The organism is Thioalkalivibrio sp. AKL6, from assembly GCF_000376905.1.
Taxonomy (GTDB): Bacteria; Pseudomonadota; Gammaproteobacteria; order Ectothiorhodospirales; family Ectothiorhodospiraceae; genus Thioalkalivibrio; species Thioalkalivibrio versutus.
This window is the reverse complement of sequence record NZ_AQXS01000005.1, coordinates 103,657-124,864: the sequence shown is the minus strand read 5'-3', so window position 1 is coordinate 124,864 and position 21,208 is coordinate 103,657. Positions and strand designations below refer to the sequence as shown.

Annotated in this window: 19 protein-coding genes; 18 read left to right on the top strand and 1 reads right to left on the bottom strand. The window is 66.1% G+C overall.

What is annotated here, in order from left to right:
• Positions 1-2 precede the first annotated feature (2 nt).
• Positions 3-872 carry a glycine betaine ABC transporter substrate-binding protein gene (locus tag D575_RS0100680; RefSeq protein ID WP_018143989.1) on the top strand — a complete coding sequence of 290 codons (870 nt, stop codon included), beginning with the start codon at positions 3-5 and terminating at the stop codon, positions 870-872.
• A 534-nt stretch (positions 873-1,406) separates the two neighbouring features.
• Here D575_RS0100680 and D575_RS0100675 read toward each other — a convergent pair.
• Complete coding sequence (locus D575_RS0100675) at positions 1,407-1,724, bottom strand: hypothetical protein (protein ID WP_018143988.1); 318 nt, start codon at positions 1,722-1,724, stop codon at positions 1,407-1,409.
• Between the two features lie 251 nt (positions 1,725-1,975).
• Here D575_RS0100675 and D575_RS0100670 point away from each other — a divergent pair, with 251 nt between their 5' ends.
• The 17 genes from D575_RS0100670 to arfB all read left to right on the top strand — a co-directional run bounded on the left by D575_RS0100670 (position 1,976) and on the right by arfB (position 21,167).
• Entirely contained in the window at positions 1,976-2,836 is an 861-nt protein-coding gene (locus D575_RS0100670; RefSeq protein ID WP_018143987.1) for a CbbQ/NirQ/NorQ/GpvN family protein, read from the top strand.
• The gene (locus D575_RS0100665; protein WP_018143986.1) at positions 2,833-5,388 is read left to right on the top strand and encodes a nitric oxide reductase activation protein NorD; all 2,556 of its coding nucleotides are present in this window, start codon (positions 2,833-2,835) and stop codon (positions 5,386-5,388) included. The genes D575_RS0100670 and D575_RS0100665 overlap by 4 nt, the downstream gene beginning before the upstream one ends.
• A complete protein-coding gene (locus tag D575_RS0100660) occupies positions 5,385-6,602 on the top strand; it encodes an acetoin utilization protein AcuC (protein WP_018143985.1) in 1,218 nt (405 codons plus the stop codon). The genes D575_RS0100665 and D575_RS0100660 overlap by 4 nt, the downstream gene beginning before the upstream one ends.
• Before the next feature lie 303 nt (positions 6,603-6,905).
• Positions 6,906-7,796, top strand: coding sequence for a PEP-CTERM domain protein (locus D575_RS0100655; protein WP_018143984.1), 891 nt, complete (start codon positions 6,906-6,908; stop codon positions 7,794-7,796).
• 245 nt (positions 7,797-8,041) lie between these two features.
• The gene (locus D575_RS0100650; RefSeq protein WP_018143983.1) at positions 8,042-9,211 is read left to right on the top strand and encodes an aldo/keto reductase; all 1,170 of its coding nucleotides are present in this window, start codon (positions 8,042-8,044) and stop codon (positions 9,209-9,211) included.
• 135 nt (positions 9,212-9,346) lie between these two features.
• Positions 9,347-10,930: a DNA mismatch repair protein MutS gene (locus tag D575_RS0100645; RefSeq protein ID WP_018143982.1), complete on the top strand. Its 1,584-nt coding sequence runs from the start codon at positions 9,347-9,349 to the stop codon at positions 10,928-10,930.
• Positions 10,931-11,320: 390 nt separating this feature from the next.
• Positions 11,321-13,039 (top strand): biosynthetic-type acetolactate synthase large subunit, encoded by a 1,719-nt coding sequence (gene ilvB / locus D575_RS0100640; protein ID WP_018143981.1) that lies wholly within the window; start codon positions 11,321-11,323, stop codon positions 13,037-13,039.
• 22 nt (positions 13,040-13,061) lie between these two features.
• Positions 13,062-13,556 (top strand): acetolactate synthase small subunit, encoded by a 495-nt coding sequence (gene ilvN / locus D575_RS0100635; RefSeq protein WP_018143980.1) that lies wholly within the window; start codon positions 13,062-13,064, stop codon positions 13,554-13,556.
• Between the two features lie 86 nt (positions 13,557-13,642).
• Positions 13,643-14,659 (top strand): ketol-acid reductoisomerase, encoded by a 1,017-nt coding sequence (gene ilvC, locus D575_RS0100630; RefSeq protein WP_018143979.1) that lies wholly within the window; start codon positions 13,643-13,645, stop codon positions 14,657-14,659.
• Between the two features lie 61 nt (positions 14,660-14,720).
• A complete protein-coding gene (locus D575_RS0100625; protein WP_018143978.1) occupies positions 14,721-15,395 on the top strand; it encodes a phosphatidylserine decarboxylase in 675 nt (224 codons plus the stop codon).
• A complete protein-coding gene (pssA, locus tag D575_RS0100620) occupies positions 15,392-16,222 on the top strand; it encodes a CDP-diacylglycerol--serine O-phosphatidyltransferase (protein WP_018143977.1) in 831 nt (276 codons plus the stop codon). The genes D575_RS0100625 and pssA overlap by 4 nt, the downstream gene beginning before the upstream one ends.
• A gap of 4 nt (positions 16,223-16,226) precedes the next feature.
• Positions 16,227-16,970: a uracil-DNA glycosylase family protein gene (locus tag D575_RS0100615; protein WP_018143976.1), complete on the top strand. Its 744-nt coding sequence runs from the start codon at positions 16,227-16,229 to the stop codon at positions 16,968-16,970.
• A gap of 91 nt (positions 16,971-17,061) precedes the next feature.
• Entirely contained in the window at positions 17,062-17,541 is a 480-nt protein-coding gene (gene rimI, locus D575_RS0100610) for a ribosomal protein S18-alanine N-acetyltransferase (protein ID WP_018143975.1), read from the top strand.
• A 174-nt stretch (positions 17,542-17,715) separates the two neighbouring features.
• A complete protein-coding gene (locus D575_RS0100605; protein WP_038031762.1) occupies positions 17,716-18,522 on the top strand; it encodes a tetratricopeptide repeat protein in 807 nt (268 codons plus the stop codon).
• Between the two features lie 131 nt (positions 18,523-18,653).
• Complete coding sequence (locus tag D575_RS0100600) at positions 18,654-20,246, top strand: peptide chain release factor 3 (RefSeq protein WP_018143973.1); 1,593 nt, start codon at positions 18,654-18,656, stop codon at positions 20,244-20,246.
• Between the two features lie 182 nt (positions 20,247-20,428).
• Positions 20,429-20,743 (top strand): hypothetical protein, encoded by a 315-nt coding sequence (locus D575_RS0100595; protein ID WP_018143972.1) that lies wholly within the window; start codon positions 20,429-20,431, stop codon positions 20,741-20,743.
• Between the two features lie 7 nt (positions 20,744-20,750).
• Entirely contained in the window at positions 20,751-21,167 is a 417-nt protein-coding gene (gene arfB, locus D575_RS0100590; RefSeq protein ID WP_018143971.1) for an alternative ribosome rescue aminoacyl-tRNA hydrolase ArfB, read from the top strand.
• The last annotated feature ends 41 nt before the right edge of the window (positions 21,168-21,208 follow it).

Below are 21,208 nucleotides of genomic sequence, written 5' to 3'. Positions count from 1 at the left end.
CGATGAACAAGACACTGACTTCAACCCTGCTGGGCGGCGTGCTGGCCGCCTCCATGGGCCTCTCCACGGCCCAGGCCGACGATATCCAGATTGGCTGGACCGCTTGGTCCGATGCCGAATTCGTGACCAGGCTGGCTGAACGCGTCATCGAGGACGAGATGGGCTACTCGGTCGATCTGATCCAGACCGATATCGCCCCGCAATACCAGGGCCTGGCCTCCGGCGACATCGACATGATGCTGATGGCCTGGCTGCCAGGGACCCATGCCGACTACATGGATCGGGTGGGGCAGGACGTGGTGAACCTGGGTCCTCTGTACGGCAACGCCCGCCTCGGCTGGGTGGTGCCGGACTATATCCCCGAGGACGAGCTTGGCTCCATCGAGGACCTGAAGAAGGACTCCGTGCGGGACAAGCTGAATGGCCGCATCACCGGGATCGACCCGGGCGCTGGCCTGACGCGGCTGTCGGAAGAGGCCATGGAGACCTACGGCCTGGATGGCTACAACCTGCAGATCTCCTCCGGGGCGGGTATGACCTCCGCGCTGGAACGCGCCATCCGTCGTGACGAGTGGATCGTGGTGACCGGCTGGAGCCCGCACTGGAAATTCGGCGCCCATGATCTGCGTTACCTCGAAGACCCGGAAGGGGCCCTGGGCAGCTTCGAACGGATCCATGCCCTGGCGCGTGAAGGCTTCGCCGAGGAGTACCACGACGTGGCGATGATGATCTCGCGTATGCACCTGGATCTCGAGGTCCTGGAAGACGCGATGTTCTACGCCCAGGAAAACTCCTACGCGGAGGCCGTGGATCGCTTTATCGAGGACAACCCGAAGTACGTGCAGTACTGGGTGACCGGCGTGATCGACTGATCACCGCAGGTCATGGCCATGCCCGAAAGCCCCGCTCCGGCGGGGCTTTCTTCGTCTGGGGCCCCGACTCCATTGTTAACCGCGAAGCGCACGAAGATACGAAGAAGGGCCAAGGCGATCACACCACGGAGGACACAAACAGTACGCAGAAGCGCGATTAGGGGGCGGGCGACGGGTCGATCGGAACACCTTGTCGGCATTCTCCGGTCACCATGAAGACGCCCCTCCCTCGGCATCCCGGAAACCGCGCAGCGGTTATCCGGGATCGCCACTGCTGGAGATCACCCGGACGTCCGGGGGCTCGCCCGGGAGATCCCGGCTCTCCGCTTCGCTGCGTGCGGCCGGGATGACGAGGGGGTATGCGGCCGGGGATAACGAGGGGCATGCGGCCGGGGATGACGAGGGGCGTGTGGCAGGAGATGGCAAGGGACGGTTGTGGCTGGACCCGAAACGCGAAAGGCCCCGGACAGGTTGCCGCGGGGCCTTTCGCTGTTGCCGTCCCCGATGGAGCGGGGCCGCGCTAGCCGGACTGGATCAGCCGATCCAGGCGTGTTCCAGCACGTCGATGCGGACCTTCTCGTGGAAGGTCTCGCCATTGCCCTCGATCACCAGGTCGCCAATGCGGGTGCCGGCGGTGTCGTAGCTGAACTTGCAGTCGAAGGTGCCCGGCAGGGACACGCTGCCCTCGCACAGGGTCTCGCCTTCCACGGAGAACGAGCACTGGGCGCTGCCGGAGCCGTTCAGCACGGCCTGCAGCCGGAATTCCTCGTTGACCGGACGGCGGTAGAAGTTCGGGTCGCGGTTCGGGTTGTACTGCAGGTTGTTCAGCTTGACGAGCTTGACAAGTTTCATACCGGGTCCTCTATTGAAGCGCTGAATCCGAGTGACGGGCGCATCCGCAAGACCAACCCCGCAGCCGTGGGGCGTTTGGTTCATGCAAGTGCGCAGGTTCGATAGAATAGAAACAGAGAATGATACAACAAAGCCTGCGGGAACACGATTGGCGGCCCGCCCAGCGCGCAGGAGGGTAACGCCGCCCCCGCGCATACACCAGTCCCGGCCCCGCGGTCAGTCCCGACCGCGCGGTCGACATCGGAGATCCCATGAAGAACCTGATCAACCGCATCCGCGGTGTGGAACGCGACGTCATCGAGAAACCGGGGGACGCGGGCGACGCCCCGTTCTACAAGCCCCAGCGCGACGAGATCGAGATCTTCAAGGCGGCCTACTCGAAGCGCCTGCCGGTGATGCTCAAGGGGCCGACCGGTTGCGGCAAGACCCGCTTCCTGGAACACATCGCCCACGTCCTGGGCCAGCCGCTGGTGACGGTGTCCTGCCACGAGGACCTGACCAGCTCCGACCTGGTCGGCCGCTTCTTGCTGGAGGGCGAGGAAACCGTCTGGCAGGACGGCCCGCTGACGCGCTCGGTCAAGGAGGGTGCGATCTGCTACCTCGACGAAATCGTCGAGGCGCGCACCGACACCACCGTGGTGATCCACCCGCTGACTGACCACCGCCGCCAGCTCCCGCTGGACAAGAAGTCGCAGATCATCGATGCGCATGAAGACTTCATGCTGGTGATCTCCTACAACCCGGGCTATCAGACCGTATTGAAGGACCTGAAGCCCTCCACCAAGCAGCGCTTCGTCGGTATCCACTTCGACTACCCGGCGGAGGACGTCGAACGCGAGATCGTCGCCAAGGAATCCGGCGGCCTGGATGCCGATCGCGTGGAGAAGCTGGTCGCCGCCGGGCGCAAGGCCCGCGCGCTGAAGGACCACGGTCTGGAAGAGGCCACCTCCACCCGTGCGCTGGCCTACGCCGGCGAACTGATGCAGGCGGGCTTGAGCCCGCGCGTCGCCTGCCGCGCCGCGATGATCGCCCCGATCACCGATGACCCCGAGCTGATCCAGGCACTGGAGGAGATCTTCGACGCCCACTTCCCCGAGTCCGAAGCCGCGTGAGGGACCCCGCGACCAACGGCGGCGCGAAACCGGAGGCGGAAGAACTCGTCGAGATCGAGGAGATCCTCCAGCACCTGGAGGACATCAGCTTCGTCGCGCACCGCGATACGAAGGAGGCCCTGCCGGCGATCCGTCCGTTCGGGGCCACCATCGCGCGGCGCTGGATCGAGACCGCGCGCGACCTGTTCTTCCATGACCGCGAGGCCGGCAAGAGTTTCATGCGCCACTCGGCCCGACTTGCCGAGCACATGCAGACGGTGGAGCTGTGGCTGGAGCAGGCTGCGCGCTTTCAGGAGTGGGTGAACTCCAATTACGCCCTGGAAGGCTTCATGGCGCAGGCCGACCGGGTGTACGCGGAGTGGGGCGAGGCCGGCGAGCGCGAGTGGGCCGAGATCGGCCTGCGCTGGTGCGCACGTAGCCTGCCGGATGCCCGTGCCTATTTCGAGGCCCCATTCGTCAAGCTCTCGGGCGGGCGCGGCATCGAGGGCCTGCGCGCCCTGATCGAGCCGGCCGAAAAGCTGTTCGACGAGCGTGGCCTGACCCTGGACGCCTACCTCGAGGGTGCCCCGATCGCGCGCAACCTGGTCGGTGACGCGGGGCTGCTTTCCTGGGCGCGGCGCGGGGCGGACTTGCTGAAGGCCGGGCGCTCGCGCGGCGAGGCCTATTTCCGCCTGGAGAGCGACGAGAGTCTGAAGCTCCTGCTGGAGGCGCTGCCGGGCTTCCGCCCGCGCATGAACGGGCGCTTCCTGCGCCTGGTGCTGATGGCCTGGCTGGATGCCGACATCCCGCTGGCGGATTCGAGCTGGAAGCCGGGCGAGGGCCGCCCGATGCTCGAGACCGACGGGCGCCGCCTGTTCATGCCGGCCGTGATGGACTCCCGCGAGGAGGCGATCGTCGCCACCCAGCACGCGGCCGCGCATCTCGCGTTCGATACCTACGCGCAACCCGATGTCGAGCGCCTGTTCGAGCGTGCCGGCGCCGAGCATCCGCCGCTGGACGACAAGTCGCGCATCACCTGGCGCCCGTTGTTCGCTCAATTCGAGGCGCGCATGTTCAGCTTCCAGGTGCTGTTTGACCTGGCCGAGGATCTGCGCGTGAACGCGCGCCTGGCCCCGCGCATCCCGAACTTCCTGTCGCGCCTGGTGGAGCTTGCCCGCGCCCACGAGCGTCCGGAGGGTGCGGCCGGCATCTACTACGACTTCGCCCTGCGCGCCCACGAGGCCCTGCTGCGCGGTGAGGCCCAGGACCCGCGCCTGGCGCGCATGCTGGAGCCGGACGCCGATATCGTCACTGCGTGGGCCGTGGGTGAGGCGCTGTTCGCCGACGATACCTTCCCGGACATTACGATCGAGGAGCGTGCCGAGGCCTATCTGCCGGGGCTGTCGCTGAACCAGTCGCTGCCGGTCTACCCGCAGCGCAAGCGCGACGGCATCCTGGCCGATTTCCGTGACCACGAGGCGCACGACGAGCACAAGCTCGAGCACCAGAAACAGGAAGAACAGCCCCAGCAGGCCCCGGAGCAGGCGCAGAAGGATCCGGACGCGGATATCCAGACCCCGCAGCAGGAGACCTCCGGCACCGGCGGGCGCATCGGCACCGGCATACCGCAGCCGGCCCAGGTGGCCAAGCGCGGCGTACCCTATACGCCACGAAAGGACGGCATCCCGTATCCCGAGTGGGACTACCGCGAACAACGCTACATCTCCGACTGGGTGAACCTCTACGAGCGTGTGCTGGACGACGAGAACCCGGAGCTGGCGGCGACCATCCTGTCGGAGAACGCCGACACCCTGAAGCGTCTGACCCGCGGCCTGGAGATGCAGCGCCCGATGCGCCTGGCGCCGCAGCGCAAGCAGCTGGACGGCGACGAGCTGGATACCGAAGCGGTGATCGACTACATCGCCGACAAGAAGGCCGGGCTCTCGCCCAAGGCCTTCATCTACCGCCGCCGCGCAGTGCAGCACCGCGACACCTCGGTGCTGATGCTGGCGGACATGTCCACCTCCATCATGGCGCGCCACCCGAGTGGGCAGGGCAAGATTGTCGACCGCGTGCGCGAGGGGATGATGCTGTTCGCCGAGGCCATCGAGAAGGTCGGCGACCCCTATGCGCTCGCCGGCTTTGCCTCCAAGCAGCGTGACCAGGTCAATTACTACTGGTTGAAGGATTTCAACGAGGACTTGAACGACACCGTGCGCGCCCGCATCGCCGGGGTGTCCGGGCGCCTGGCCTCGCGCATGGGGGCGGGCATCCGTCACTCGCTGGAGGCGTTCAAGCGCAACTCCAGCCAGCGCCGCCTGTTGCTGATCCTCACCGACGGGCGCCCGGCCGACTATGACGACGGCGGTGACCAGCGCTATCTGCACGAAGACACCCGCATGGCGATGAAGGAGGCGGTGGATGCCGGTATTCACCCCTTCTGCATCACCCTGGACCCGTCCGGGTCCGAGTACCTGCCGGCCATCTTCGGCCCCGGGCACTACACCATCATCGACCACGTGGACGAGCTGCCGCGCCGTCTGCCCGAGATCTACCTGAGGCTGCGCCAGTGAATGCCACCCCCGAAGCCATCGATCAGGACGCCACAGCCCCGGGGTCGGAGCGCGCTCCGGCCCGGCGCCACGCGACCCTGCTGCATGCGCCGCGCTATCGCGGGCACAGCTACGGCGACAACCATCCCCTCGGTATCCCGCGCGTCTCGCTGACCATTGACCTGATCGAGGCCTATGACGCGATCACCCCCGGGGAGATGGCCGTCACGCGCCGTGCGCAGCCGGCCGAGCTCGAATGGTTCCACACCCGCGAGTATGTCTCCGCGATGCAGCGCGCCGAGGCGCTGGGCAAGGTCTTCCAGCGCTACCGCGACCGCCACAACATCGGCAACTTCGAAAACCCGTTCTTCGCCGGCTTCTTCGCCACCCCGGCCACTGCCACCTTCGGCTCCATCCAGGGCGCCGAGGTCGTGCTGGGCGGGCAGATGGCCTTTAATCCGGCTGGCGGCATGCACCACGCCGCCCCCGACCAGGCGCGCGGTTTCTGCTACTTCAACGACCCCGCGCTCGCGATCCTGCGCCTGCGCCAGGCCGGTCAGCGTGTGCTCTATCTCGACATCGATGCCCACCACGGCGACGGCGTCGAGGCCGCGTTCATCGATGACCCGGATGTCCTCACCGTCTCCCTGCACATGGACACCGAATACGGCTATCCCTTCGAGGGCGGCCGCATCGAGGACACCGGTCCGCTCGGCAACGCCGTGAACGTGCCGCTGCCGAAGGAGACCAACGACAGCGAATTCCGCGCCGCCTTCACCCGGGTCTGGGGCGCGGTGCTGGATCGCTGGCGGTCGGACGTGATTGTCGTCCAGGCCGGCACCGATGCCCTGCTGCCGGATCCGCTGGGCAAGTTCGGCATCTCCACCCAGTGTTTCCTCGCCTGCATCGACGACGTGATCGAGACCAGCCCGCGCCATGCGGATGGCACGCCGAAGCTGCTGGTCCTCGGCGGTGGCGGTTATCACCCCCTCGCGCTCGCCCGCTGCTGGACCGGCGTCTGGTCCCTGCTCACCGGGCGCGACCTCCCCGCCGCGATCCCCGCGGCCGGCCAGGCCTTGCTGCGCGAGGTCGACTGGGACATGGACGAGGAAGAGGCGTGGTACGCGAACCTGTTCGTCTCCCGCCTGGACGCCGATCGTTCCGGCCCCGTGCGTCCCGAACTCGAGGAGCGCCTGGAGCGGCTTTTCCATACACACCCGCTGTTGCGCGGGTAGTGGAGAGACGCTGAACCATCACCGGCCCGTGACTGCGGGCACAGACGATACCGAGCCTGGATTGCGGCTCCGTGTCTCCTGGGGCGCCCATCGGGTGTAAAGCTTTCCGACGGGGTTTCGGGCCGTTTTCCCGAAAAATGTCGGAATGGTTTACACGAGTCCCTTCACGGTGAATCGGGTTTAAGAAGAAGTCCCAATCAAACAGGGCCTTATCGGATTTGGCGCGTGTCTTGCTTCGTAGTTGCTCGAGAGGGCGAAAGGCGCCCTGAGCGGTCAAAAGGCCGGGACCCGGAGGTGAGTGTGATGCGCAAGTGGTGGAGTAAGCAGGTGGTGGTGCTAGCGGGCGTAATGCTCGCAGGCTCGGTGGCGAACGCGGCCATTATCGAGCTTCCGGACGTCGACGCGACCTATGACGGGATCCCGGTCGCCATTCAGTACAACGATTTCTATTCTTACTCCGGCTCGTTGCTGAACCAGTGGGGTTTCCTGTCCAATGACCAGTTTACCGGGCAGGGCACCGGCACGCTGGATCTGATTGTGGGCACGGGTGCTGGTGGCGCGGATAACCAGGGTATCGGGCCCGGCGGCAGCTACAATTTCGAGGACCCCATGCCCTTGCCGGGTGGCGGTACGACCGACTTCACTGGTGACTGGGGGCTGGGCACCCAGGCCAACGGGCCTGTGCTGGTGGACAACCTCCTGGCGTACCTGGATGCGATCAACCCGGGGGCCACAATCCCCACGTTCATCTTCGACCACAACCAGACAGGCTCAGCCCCCGATCTGTGGGTCCAGGCCGAGGTCTTTATCTACGACCCCGTCACCGGGGAACGCGTGGCTCGCTGGATCTTCGACGACGGCAATGGCGGCCCGGTTCTCTCGCCCGGCGAGGTCGAGGTGATTGGCGATTCGGGCGAGGTGTACGAGGCCGATGCCAACAAGGGCAGCGGCAAGCTGGACTACATCGTGTTTGCCCCGACCATGGATCTCGGCCTGTTCTCCGGCGAAGGCTATCTGTTCGGGATCGATTTCTTCTTGGATGACCTGAACAATGGCTTCGAGGAGCTCTATCTCAGCGGACGGTTCACGACCACGACCGAGGTCCCGCTCCCTGGGCCGGTCTGGTTGATCGGGCTTGGGCTCGTGATGCTGGGGGCCTTCCGCCGCTATCGGCATTCGGCCCCGGGCCTGTAGCCTCTGCTGCTTTCCTCTGCCGCCCCCGGCTTCCGGCTCGGGTCGGCCTCTGCCCCGCGCCCTGGCACATGCCAGGGCGCGGCTGTTTGTGCGGCCGTACAATGCCGCCGGTAGTGGCCCGCTCGCGTTGCGGGTTTTCGCAAATCCCGTCCGCTGACGTACGATTCTCCCCCTCATCGGGTGGGTGAGGGTTCGGGGCTTCCCGGAGTCCGTCACCCGGGGCCCGCGACCAATCGAGGAGACGCATGCAGCCCGTGCAGAAACTGATACCCGGATACGCCAATGCCAAGGCGACGCGTCGTTACGCAGAGCAGTTCGTGTCCGAGGGCAAGGCCGCCGAGGGGCATTACAGCGAGTTCTCGCGCGCGAAGATGCGCCTGTCGAGCCTCGGGATCGGCACCTTCGGCGGGGCAGCCACCGCCGAGGTCGACGCGCAGATCTCCGCGATCGTTGCGCGTGGCCTGGCCGAGGGCGTCAACGTGGTCGATACCGGCGCGCACTACCGCTACGGCCGGTCGCTGGCCGCGGTGGGGGCCGGCGTGCGTACCGCGCTGGAGGCCGGGGTTCCGCGCGAGGCGATGTTCCTGATCTCGAAGGGCGGCTTCCTGACCCTGCGCGGTGGGCCTCCGGACGATATGGAGGCCTGGTTCCAGCGCGAGATCGAGGCCCAGGGCATGGGCACGAAGGATGATCTGGCCAAGGGCGCGCATCTGCTGACGCCGGAATACCTCCACTACCAGATGGAGCTGTCGCGCTCGCTGATGGGGGTGGAGACGCTGGACGCGTTCCTGATCGATCAGCCCGAAGTGCACATCCACGAGATCGGCAAGGAGCCGACCAACCGCAAGCTGGAGCCGGTGTTCGAGATGCTGGAGCGGGCGGTACTCGAAAAGAAGATCCGCACCTACGGCATCTCCACCTTCGAGGGCTTCCGCGAGGAGACCGACGCGGCGGTGTTCCAGTCGCTCACCTCCATGCAGGGCCTGGCCGAACGCGCCGCGCAGACGGTGACCGGCGACGACCATGCGCGGCACCACTTCAAGATCGCCATGCTGCCGTTCAACCAGGTGATGCTGGAAGGCTTTACCCGCTTCAACACCGCGACCGGGCAGGGCAATGTGGCGAGCCCGCTGCAGGCCGCGCACCAGCTGGAGGTGTACATGATCGCCTCGCATTCCATGCTGAAGGGGCATCTGGCGAAGCAGTCGGTGGAGGTGGTCGAGCAGCAACTGGCGAGCCTGCCCAACCCGGCGCAGCGCGCGTTGCAGTTCAACCGCTCCACGCCGGGTCTGGGCACCTCGCTGGTCGGCATGAGCACGCCGGAGCATCTGGACGACATGCTGGCGGTGATGCGCGAGCCGATGATGGACAAGAAGGCCTATCTCGGCATGTTCAAGAAGGCCGAGGAGGAATAACGCCTTGTAGGAGCGTGCTTGCACGCGAAGCCCCTGCCCGCGTCCGACTTTGGCAGGGGCTTCGCCGGCAAGCCGGCTCCTACAAGGGTTCCGGAGCCTCTGCGGTGGTGGAGATTTCATACACAAGGGTATGCCATGCAGGTTGATCTGAAGGCCCTCGAATTCCCCGCGATCCAGCGTCTGCTGGAGCGCCTGACTGCCACGCCCTACGGCGCGGATGCCGCGCGCGGGCTGGAACCGGCGCCGAACCTGGATGCGGCGCGGGCGTTGCAAAAGGCGGTGACCGTCGCACGCCAGCGTCTGGATGCCGGCACGCTGCCGCGGCTGGGCCAGCTGCCGGATGTGCGTGCCGCGCTGCGCCAGGCGGCCAACCCCGGCGCGGCCCTGCCAGTGCAGGCGCTGCACAACCTGCAGGTCATCATGCGCCAGGCCCGTGAACTGGCGGATCGGTTGGCCGACACCCCGGAGATCTATCCGGCGGACCTGAACAAGCTGTACCCACCCGAGGCGCTGGAAGAGCGCCTGGCTGCCTGCCTCAACCCCGGCGGCTCGCTGCGCGAAGACGCCAGCGCCGAGCTGGTCGAGGCCTTCGGGCAGCGCGGGCGGCTGCGTGACGAGGTCGAGGCGGTGGTGAAAAAGCGCCTGGCGGACTCCGATTTGGCGCAGAAGGGCGAGGATGCGCTGAAGGTGCAGTGGCACCAGGAGCGCGCAGTCATGGTGCTGCGCGGCGACGCGGCCGGGGCGGTCAAGGGTGTGCGTCGGGGCACCGCGATGGGTGGGCGTGACCAGATCGTGGAGCCGATCGAGGCGGTCCCGTTGAACAACCAGCTCGATACGGTCAACAGTCAGATCAACACCGAACAGCAGCGTCTGTTGCGCGAGCTGACCGATGGGGTGCGCCAGCATGGCGAGCCCCTGGATCTGATGCTGACCGCGCTGACCTGGATTGATCTGGCCTCGGCCGCCGCACAGCTTTCGGCGCAGATGAATGCCCATGCCCCGAGGCTGGAGCCCGAGGCCGGCGTGGAGCTGATCGAGGCCTACCACCCGCTGCTGCTGTTGCAGTTCGCCGAGGGGAACGGCCCGCAGCCGGTTCCCCTGTCGATTCGTCTGGATGGCGAGCAGCCGCTGTTGCTGATTACCGGCCCGAACACCGGCGGCAAGACAGTCGCGCTGAAGACCCTGGGCCTGCTGGTCACCATGGCCTGGTGCGGGCTGCATATCCCGGCCGAGCAGGACTGTCGCATCGGTCGTTTTGATCGGGTCATGGTCGATGTCGGTGACCACCAGAGCCTGTTCCACCATCTGTCGACCTTCGCCGGGCATGTGGAGGTGCTCAAGCGGATCCTCGACCATGCTGGCTCCGAGAGCCTGATCCTGCTGGACGAGCTGGGTACCGGTACCGACCCCGACGAAGGTGCAGCCCTCGCCATGGCGATGCTGGACGAGCTGCGCGCCCGCGGTACGCGCGGGATTGTGAATACCCATCTGGCACCGCTGAAGGACTACGCGGCGCAGCATGCGGGCATCGTGAATGCCTCGATGCAGTTCGACGCGGAGACCCTGTCGCCCACCTATCGGTTGCTGATCGGCGAGCCGGGGGTCTCCTTCGGGTTGACCATTGCCGAGAAGAACGGCCTGCCACTGCAGCTGGTGGCGCGGGCCCGCGAGCATTTTGCCGAGTTGCCCACCGCGCAGGCCGGGGGCGAGCACAGCTGACCTACGGTGTCGGCTCGGTCCGGCGCCGGGGCCGCCCGCGGAGATTACTCGCTGCGCTCGCCCTGCGGGCCGGCCTGCGGCCGTTCAACGCGCTCCGCGCTTTTGTGCCACGGCGCTTCGCGCCTCGCGATGACGGTGCTTGTTGCCCCCGTCATTGCGAGGCCCCGCAGGGGGCCTGGCAATCTCGTGGGAGCGGGCAGGGCGGCGGGGTCGGTTAGCCCCGTGTGCCGATGGCTACGTCGCTGGTTCCCCGCGAGGACCGGCGCGTGCCCATCCGCTTTATGGCGTGAAATGGGGGCGATTTCATATTAGGATGGTGGGCTATTTTGATTTGTGGTGCGTGATCGCCCGACGATCGTGCACAAGCCCCCGGTAAGGAAGTCGACCACCATGTCCGAGTCCGCAAGCTCCGCCACCGCCATCACCGGCGCCGAAATCTTCTGTCGCAGCCTCCAGGCCGAGGGCGTCGAAGTCGTATTCGGGTATCCCGGTGGTGCGGTACTGCACATCTATGATGCGCTGTACCGGCAGGACAAGGTCTCCCACGTGCTGGTGCGCCACGAGCAGGGTGCGGTGCACGCGGCCGAGGGCTATGCCAAGTCCTCCGACAAGCCGGGCGTGGCCCTGGTCACCTCGGGCCCCGGCGCGACCAACGCGATTACCGGGATTGCCGATGCCTACATGGATTCGGTGCCGCTGGTGGTGTTCACCGGGCAGGTGCCGACCAGCATGATCGGCAACGACGCCTTCCAGGAAGTGGATACCGTGGGGATCACGCGTCCCTGCGTGAAGCACAACTTCCTGGTCAAGGACGTGAAGGACCTGGCGACCACGATCAAGAAGGCCTTCTACGTGGCGACCACCGGGCGCCCCGGCCCGGTGGTGGTCGATATCCCGAAGGACGTGACGGCCGATACCTGCGTGTTCGAGTACCCGGAGAGCATCCACATGCGCTCCTACAACCCGACCACGAAGGGACATACCGGCCAGATCCGCAAGGCGGTGGACCTGATCCTGTCGGCCAAGCAGCCGATGATCTACACCGGCGGCGGCGTGATCCTGGGGCGTGGCTCCGAGGCCCTGACCGAGTTCACCCGCCAGCTCGGCTATCCGATCACCAACACCCTGATGGGGCTGGGTGGCTATCCGGCGTCGGACAAGCAGTTCTTGGGCATGCTGGGCATGCACGGCACCTACGAGGCCAACATGGCCATGCACCACGCGGATGTGCTGATCGCCATTGGCGCGCGCTTCGATGACCGCGTGACCGGCAACATCGAGAAGTTCTGTCCGCATGCGAAGATCGTGCATGTGGACGTCGATCCGTCCTCCATCTCCAAGAACGTGAAGGTGGATGTGCCGATCGTCGGCGAGGTGGAGCCGGTGCTGCGCGAACTGATCAAGGGCCTGAACGAGGCCGGCAGCAAGCCGGACGCCGAGGCCCTGGCCACCTGGTGGAAACAGATCGCGGAATGGCAGGCGCAGGACTGCCTGAAGTACGACCAGACCTCTGGGCTGATCAAGCCGCAGTACGTGGTGCAGAAGTTCTGGGAGCTGACCGAGGGCGATGCCTACGTGACCTCCGATGTCGGCCAGCACCAGATGTGGGCGGCGCAGTTCTATCGCTTCGACAAGCCCAATCGCTGGATCAACTCTGGTGGCCTGGGCACGATGGGCGTGGGTCTGCCGTTTGCGATGGGCGTGCAGTTCGCGCATCCGGAGGCGACGGTGGGCTGCATTACCGGCGAGGCCAGCATCCAGATGTGCATCCAGGAGCTGTCGACCTGCTTCCAGTACCAGCTGCCGCTGAAGATCCTGAACCTGAACAACCGCTACCTGGGCATGGTCCGGCAGTGGCAGGAGTTCTTCTATCAGGGCCGCTACGCCATGTCCTACATGGATGCGCTGCCGGACTTCGTGAAGCTGGCCGAGGCCTATGGCCACGTCGGTATCCAGATCACCCAGCCGGGCGACGTCGAGGGCGCGATCAAGGAGGCCCTGGCGCAGAAGGACCGCCTGGTGTTCATGGACTTCATTACCGACCAGTCCGAGAACGTGTATCCGATGATCCCGGCCGGTGCCGGCCAGAACGAAATGATCCTGGTCTGAGCCGGGTACAGGGAAGAGCCGTATGCGTCATATCATTAGTGTCCTGCTGGAAAACGAATCCGGTGCCCTCTCGCGGGTGGCCGGACTGTTCTCCGCGCGTGGTTACAACATCGAATCACTGACCGTCGCGCCGACCGACGACCCGTCGCTGTCGCGCATGACCATCGTCACCAGCGGTTCCGACGAGATCGTCGAGCAGATCACCAAGCAGCTGAACAAGCTGATCGACGTGATCAAGCTGCTGGACATGACCGCCTATCCGCACATCGAGCGCGAGATGGCGCTGGTCAAGGTGCGTGTGCCGGAGGCCGCCGAGCGCGAGGAGGTCAAACGCCTGGCGGATATCTTCCGCGGCCGGATCATCGACGTGGCCCACGACAGCTACGTGATCGAGATCACCGGCGAGGGCTCCAAGCTGGACGCCTTCCTCGTGGCCCTCGACGCGTTTACCGTCCTGGAGGTCGTACGCTCCGGCGTGATGGGCATCGCCCGGGGCGACGTCGCCCTGCAAATCTGAATCCCCGGGCCCCGCCCCCGGTTGCGGGGGCGGGGCCCGTTTGTTTGCCATGGGCCCCGCTGGGGGCTGATATCAAGGAAATTGCGATGAATCTCTATTACGACAAAGACGCCGATCTCTCCATCATCAAGGGCATGAAGGTGGCCATTATTGGCTACGGTTCGCAGGGCCACGCCCATGCGAACAACCTGAAGGACTCCGGTGTGGACGTGACCGTGGGTCTGCGCGAAGGCTCCGGCTCGCGCGCCAAGGCCGAAGAGGCCGGCCTGACGGTGGCCGATGTCGATGCCGCGACCGCCGGCGCCGACCTGATCATGGTGCTGGCCCCGGACGAGTACCAGGCCGCGCTGTACCGCGACGTGCTGGAGCCGAACCTGAAGCAGGGCGCGACGCTGGCCTTTGCCCACGGCTTCGCGATCCACTACAACCAGATCGAGCCGCGCGAGGACCTGGACGTGATCATGATCGCGCCCAAGGCCCCGGGCCACACCGTGCGTTCCGAGTTCGTGCGCGGCGGCGGCATCCCCGATCTGATCGCGATCCAGCAGGACGCCTCCGGCAAGGCGCGCGATATCGCGATGTCCTACGCCTCGGCGATCGGCGGCGGGCGTACTGGCATCATCGAGACCACCTTCAAGGACGAGACCGAGACCGACCTGTTCGGCGAGCAGGCCGTGCTGTGTGGGGGTGCCGTGGAACTGGTCAAGGCGGGCTTCGAGACCCTGACCGAGGCGGGGTATGCACCGGAGATGGCCTACTTCGAGTGCCTGCACGAGCTCAAGCTGATCGTCGACCTGATGTACGAGGGCGGCATCGCCAACATGAACTACTCGATCTCCAACAATGCCGAATATGGCGAGTACGTGACCGGCCCGAAGGTGATCAACGAAGAGTCGCGCTGGGCCATGCGCGAGGCCCTGCGCAACATCCAGAATGGCGAGTACGCCAAGCAGTTCATCCTGGAAGGCGCGATGAACTACCCGTCGATGACCGCCAACCGCCGCCTGAACGCCGCCCACGAGATCGAACAGGTCGGCGAGCGTCTGCGCTCCATGATGCCGTGGATCACGGCCAACCAGCTGGTCGACAAGTCCCGCAACTGATGCGAGGCCCTGCGATGGACATTCCGGTCTGTCGCAGGGCGTCCTCTCTCCCGAGCACCCGATGCTGTTTCCGCTAGCTCCCGAAGGCCGTCTGTTCGTCATCATCGCCGCGTGGATGACGGTGATTACGCTGCTGGTCGGGGAGGCGGAGCTGGGCCTGTTCATGGTGATCCTCACCGTGGCCCTGATGGGGCTGTTCCGGAACGTGCGGCGCAAGGCCCCGGCACCGGCCCTGGGCGTGATCGCCCCGGCCGATGGCACGATCGAGTCGATTACCGAGACCCGGGATCCGTTTACGAAAAAGCCGGCGGTCTGCATCCGCCTGCGTCAGCGCCGCCTGGGCGAATACAACGTGCACGCCCCGCAGGAGGCCGAGATTCGCGAACGGGTCTGGCCCGGCAAGGAGACCGACGAGGTGACGGATGCCCAGCTGGAGGGGCGTCTGGCCTATGCGCTGGAGACCGACGAGGGCGCCCGGCTGACCCTGGCGCTCAGCGTCGATCACTGGCCCCGCATGGTGCGCATGCAGAACAACGTCCCCGGCAACCGCCTGGGACGCGGCAAGCGCATGGGGTTCGCCGGCTTTGGTGGTACCTTCGAGGTCTGGCTGCCGGTCGGCGCGCAGGTGATGGTCGAGCCGGGTCAGCGGGTCCTGGCGGGTTCGGCCTTGCTCGGCGGGTTACCCGAATCCGAGGCGACCGGGGACGACGAGAGCGCGGCGGAGGTGCTGCAATGAGTACAGGGGACGAAGGCGACCGACGGACGGATCCCGAGCCGGACTACATCGAGGGCGAGGATACCGTCGCCGACGATCAGCCGCCCCATCGCCGGCGCCGGCGCGGGGTGTATCTGCTGCCCAACCTGTTCACCACCGGGGTGCTGTTCTCCGGATTCTTCGCCATCGTGTCCGCAATCAACGGCGAATACATCACCGCCGCCATCGCGATTTTCGTGGCCATGGTGCTGGACACCCTGGATGGCCGCGTCGCGCGCATGACCGACACTCAGAGCGAGTTCGGCGCGCAGTACGACTCGCTGTCGGATCTGGTGTCCTTCGGTGTGGCCCCGGCGCTGGTGGTCTACCTCTGGCAACTGCACGACCTTGGCAACTTCGGGTGGGTGGCGGCGTTCTTCTTTGCCACCGCCGCGGCGCTACGGCTGGCGCGCTTCAACAGCCGGCTCGCGGTCAGCGACAAGCGCTTTTTCCAGGGGCTGCCAAGCCCCGCCAGCGCCGCGATCCTGGTGGGCATGGTCTGGGTGCTGGAGGACTGGGGCATCCCGGCGGAGCTGGCCGACCCCTATCTGGTGGGCATCCTGGTGGTCACCGTGCTCGCCGGGGCGGCGATGGTCAGCAACCTGACCTACTTCAGTTTCAAGGACATGGACTTCAAGCACCGGGTGCCTTTCCTGGCGATTGTCGGGGTGGTGCTGGCGCTGATGCTGCTGGCCCTGGATCCACCCAAGGTCCTGCTGGCGGCCTTCGTCATCTATGCCCTGTCCGGACCGTTGCTGACCCTGGAGCGCTGGCGCCGGCATCGTCGCCGGGCGCCGTCGGGGGAGTAGCCGCGTGTTGCTGTCGGTGCGCCAGCGCCGCATCCTCGCGGATATGGGCATTCCGGTGTGGCGCTCGCGCATCGCGCTGGAGGACAAGACCGAGGCCGCGGCGCCTCCGGCGGAATCCGCCCTTGTGGCGGGCGAGCGCGCCGAGGTCGTGGATGCCGGGGCGCCGGGCGCCGCAGTTGGTACCCTGGACTGGGAGGCCCTGGAGGCGCGGGTGCGCGGCTGCCATGCCTGCGTCGAGCTGGCCCGCGAACGCACGCAGACCGTGTTCGGGGTGGGCGACCCGCGCGCGCGCTGGCTGTTCGTCGGCGAGGCCCCGGGTGCGGAAGAGGACCGCCGTGGCGAGCCCTTCGTGGGTCGTGCGGGGCAGCTGCTGGACAACATGCTGCTGGCGCTGGGCCTGGACCGGAGCCGCGATGTCTTCATCGCCAATCTGCTGAAGTGCCGCCCGCCCGGAAACCGTGACCCGAAACCCCAGGAGTCCGCGGCCTGCCGCGGGTTTCTCGATCGCCAGATCGAACTGATCCAGCCAGAGGTTATTGTGGCGCTGGGGCGTGTAGCGGCCCACGCCTTGCTGGCGACGGACGAGCCTCTCGGTCGGCTGCGTGGCACGGAGCAGCGCTACCAGGGCGTTCCTCTGATCGTGACCTACCATCCGGCCTACCTGCTGCGCAAGCCGGGTGACAAGGCCCGTGCCTGGCAGGACCTGCAGCGCGCCCGGACCTGTCTGTCAGAACCGCTCACTGATTGAGGGATTGGGAACCTTGGCCGAGTCGCCGGGTTCCGAACCAACGACACCTCGCCCCGTCCTTTCCTTCACTGCTGCTGGAGAAGCCTGCGTCATGAGTGCCGAACCCCGCGTCCAGCCCGAGTTGCGCCGCATGCAGGTGGCCGATGTGGAAGGCGTGATGCGCGTGGAGCGCGAGGCCTATGTGTACCCCTGGACCGCCCGCATCTTCGAGGACTGCCTTCGGGTGGGTTACGACTGCTGGGTGCTGGCGGTGGATGGTCGCCAGGTGGGGCATAGTGTGCTGACGGTGGCCGCCGGCGAGGCCCACCTGCTCAACCTTACGGTGGACCCGCGCTGGCAGGGCAACGGGCTTGGCCGTTTCATGGTCCGTCGCCTGTTTGACTATGTGTGCAGTCAGGATGCAGAGGCGTTGTTCCTCGAGGTGCGCCCATCCAATGTGGCGGCGGTGCAGCTCTACCGCTCCGAGGGCTTTGAGCATATCGGTACCCGTCCGCGCTATTACCCGCTCCCCAGCGGCCGCGAGGATGCCTGGGTGCTGACGCGTCGCTGCGCCGCACCCGCCGGGGCATGATGTGTCGGTTCGGCGCCGGAGTGTGAAGTCAGTCACAGCGTCGGGTGCAAAATCCGTAACCCGGTCGGGTTTTGCCGCCTTGGGTTCTCGTCCCGGGACCTCCGCGTTGTGACGGTCACCCCCCGGGTCTATGATCGAACTCGGTATTGGCCCCGACTCCGGATGAGGTAACCCATGTCCCGATCCCTACGTGCATTGTTTGTTTCGCTCCCTCTGGCGCTGCCGCTCCTGGCTACCGGAGGGCTTGCCCATGCCCAGCAGGCCTTCGGCTACGACGAGGCCGAGCGCCAGCAGGAGCTGCTGGAAGTCTGGTACGAGATCCGTGAAAGCAACGCACAGAAGGGCAATACGGCGGCGATGTTCGACGTGGGCATGGCGAACTACGCCGGGCGCGGCACGGCGGTGGATTACGATCAGGCCCTGCGCTGGTTTGCTCGCGCTGCGGATGCCGACCACGCCAGTGCGCATTACTATCTGGGTTACCTCTTCGCGACCGGCAAGGGCACCGCGGCCGACGCCGAACGCAGTCACGAACATTACTCACGCGCGGCGGAACTGGGTCATGCCGATGCCCAGTACTGGCTGGGCAGCCATCTGGCCAATGGCGAGCAGGATCCGACCGCTGCACTCGAGTGGTTGGGCAAGGCGGCAGATCAGGGACTGCCTGCCGCGCAGTATTATGTGGGGCTGATGCACGAGAATGGTCAGGGCACCTCGCGTGATCCGGCCGCCGCCGCGCGCTGGTATACCGCTGCAGCGGAGCAGGGCTACCGGCATGCCCAGATCGGGCTGGGTCGCCTGCACCAGAACGGTCGCGGGGTCGAACGTGATCTGGTGCAGGCACATGTCTGGTACAGCATGGCGGACGACCGGGAACGCCTGGCCTCGTTGGAGACCCGCATGAACAACCGTGACCTGGTGACTGCCCAGGGGCGCCTCAAGGAACAGAACGCCGCGCTTCAGGCAGCCTCGGCGCGCTGATCGGGCAGCGCCGGAACCCATGCAAACGGCCCCGTTTTTCGGGGCCGTTTGCATGTTGGGCACCCGGAAAGATGAACCGGACCCGCGCTTTCGCGTTAAACTGACGGGCTTGATTCAAGCGGCCCGTATTCATGTCCTTTATCGAGGAAACCCGCCGACGCCGGACCTTCGCGATCATTTCGCACCCGGACGCAGGCAAGACCACCATGACCGAAAAGCTCCTGCTGTACGGCGGCGCGATCCAGCTCGCCGGTACGGTCAAGGGGCGCAAGTCAGCGCGCCATGCCACCTCCGACTGGATGGAGATGGAGAAATCGCGTGGCATCTCGGTCACCTCTTCCGTCATGCAGTACCCGTACAAGGGCCGCATGGTGAACCTGCTGGACACCCCGGGACACGCGGACTTCTCCGAGGACACCTATCGCACGCTGACCGCAGTGGACTCCGCGCTGATGGTGATCGACGCCGCCAAGGGTGTCGAGGAACGGACCATCAAGCTGATGGAGGTCTGCCGGCTGCGCGATACGCCGATCATGACCTTCGTGAACAAGATGGACCGCGAGGGCCGCGATCCGATCGAGTTGCTGGACGAGGTCGAGGAGGTGTTGAAGATCCAGTGCGCCCCGATCACCTGGCCGATCGGCTCGGGAAAGCGCTTCCGTGGCGTCTATCACCTCCGCCGCGACGCGGTGCATCTGTACGACCCCGAAGAGGGCGGCAAGAAGTCCACCGGCGAGATCATCGAGGGCCTGGACAACCCGCGCCTGGACGAGGTGCTGGGGCCGCAGGCCGGGGAGCTGCGCGAGGAACTGGAACTGGTGCAGGGCGCCTCGCACGCATTTGACCCGGAGGCCTACCTGAGCGGTGCGCAGACCCCGGTGTTTTTCGGCTCGGCGATCAACAACTTCGGGATCGAGGAGCTGCTGGACGACTTCGTCGAGTACGCTCCCGGCCCGCTGCCGCGGCCGACCCACTCGCGCAAGGTAGAGCCGACCGAGGAGAAGTTCACCGGATTCGTGTTCAAGATCCAGGCGAACATGGATCCGAACCACCGCGACCGCATCGCGTTCATGCGCATCTGCTCGGGCACCTTCGACAAGGGCGCCAAGCTGCGCCACGTGCGCATCGGGCGCGACGTGAAGATCCCGGACGCGCTGACCTTCCTGGCCTCCGACCGCGAGCATGTGGAGACCGCCTATCCCGGCGACATCATCGGCATCCACAACCACGGCACCATCCGCATCGGGGATACCTTCACCCAGGGCGAGGACCTCACCTTCACCGGCGTGCCGAACTTCGCCCCGGAGCTGTTCCGCCGCGCGCAGTTGAAGGACCCGCTGAAGATGAAGCAGCTCGCCAAGGGGCTGCAGGAGCTGTGCGAGGAGGGCGCAACCCAGCTCTATCGCCCGTTGACCAACAACGACCTGATCCTGGGGGCGGTCGGCGTGCTGCAGTTCGAGGTAGTCGCCGAGCGACTGCGCACCGAGTACAAGGTGGAGGCACAGTTCGAGAACGTGAACGTCCAGACGGCGCGCTGGGTCGAAAGCGATGATCCGAAGAAATTCGACGAGTTCAAGGAGAAGGCGGCGACCAACCTGGCCATCGACCACGGCGGCGATCTGGTCTATATCGCCCCGACCCGGGTCAACCTGCAGATGGCGCAGGAGAAGTGGCCGGAGATCCGCTTCCAGTCGACCCGCGAGCACGGACAGCCGACGGAGTAACCTCCGCGCTCCTAATTACTCCCTCGGCGCGCGGGACATTGGCCCGTCATTGCGAGGAGCGAAGCGACGAAGCAATCTCCCGTGGGCCATCGGATCTAGCTGGGGTGCGAGCTTCTGGAAGTTGCTGCGGCGCCTTCCGCGCCTCGCAATGACGTTGCATCTTGCCTGCACAGGAGGTTCGCATGGCGTTGAATTTCCGATGGACCCCGGCCCTTGTGGTTGTAGTGCTGGCGCTGGGCGTTGGTGCCTGTTCGGTGCACAAGACCGAGACCCGGGGTGACGGGCCCGAGCCGCGTCCGGGCACGGTCGAGCAGATGAACCCGTTCCTGCATTTTCTCGAGAGCCGCCCGACACCCGCGGAATTCGGGCGCGTCTACCCCGACGTGATGCTGGTGCTGCCCGGCGACATCGTGACCCAGGAATACCGCACCGATCACAGCCGGTTCTTCGCGGATCTGGACGACGAAAATCGTATCCGTGGCGGCGAGTTTCGCTGATCCCGCGATGCTGCAAATCTCCAACAGCGTGAGCGTCCCCGAGCACGAGATCGAGCTGATTCCGATCCGTGCCCAGGGGGCTGGCGGCCAGAACGTCAACAAGGTCGCTTCGGCCATTCACCTGCGCTTCGATATCCGCGCCTCCGGCCTGCCCGATGTCTACAAGGAACGCCTGCTGCGCCGCCGCGATCAGCGCATCAGCAAGGAGGGCGTGATCGTCATCAAGGCGCAGCAGTACCGTACCCAGGAGGCCAATCGCGAGGACGCGCTCGAACGCCTGGCGGAGCTGCTGCGCGAGGCCGGCCGCCCGATCAAGGCCCGCAAGGCCACGCGGCCGACGCGCGCATCCAAGCTGCGCCGCCTGGAGGGCAAGACCCAGCGCGGCCGCAAGAAGGCCCTGCGCGGCCGCGTCGACCCGGACTGATTCACTTCTCGGTTCACCACGAAGCGCACGAAGACATGAAG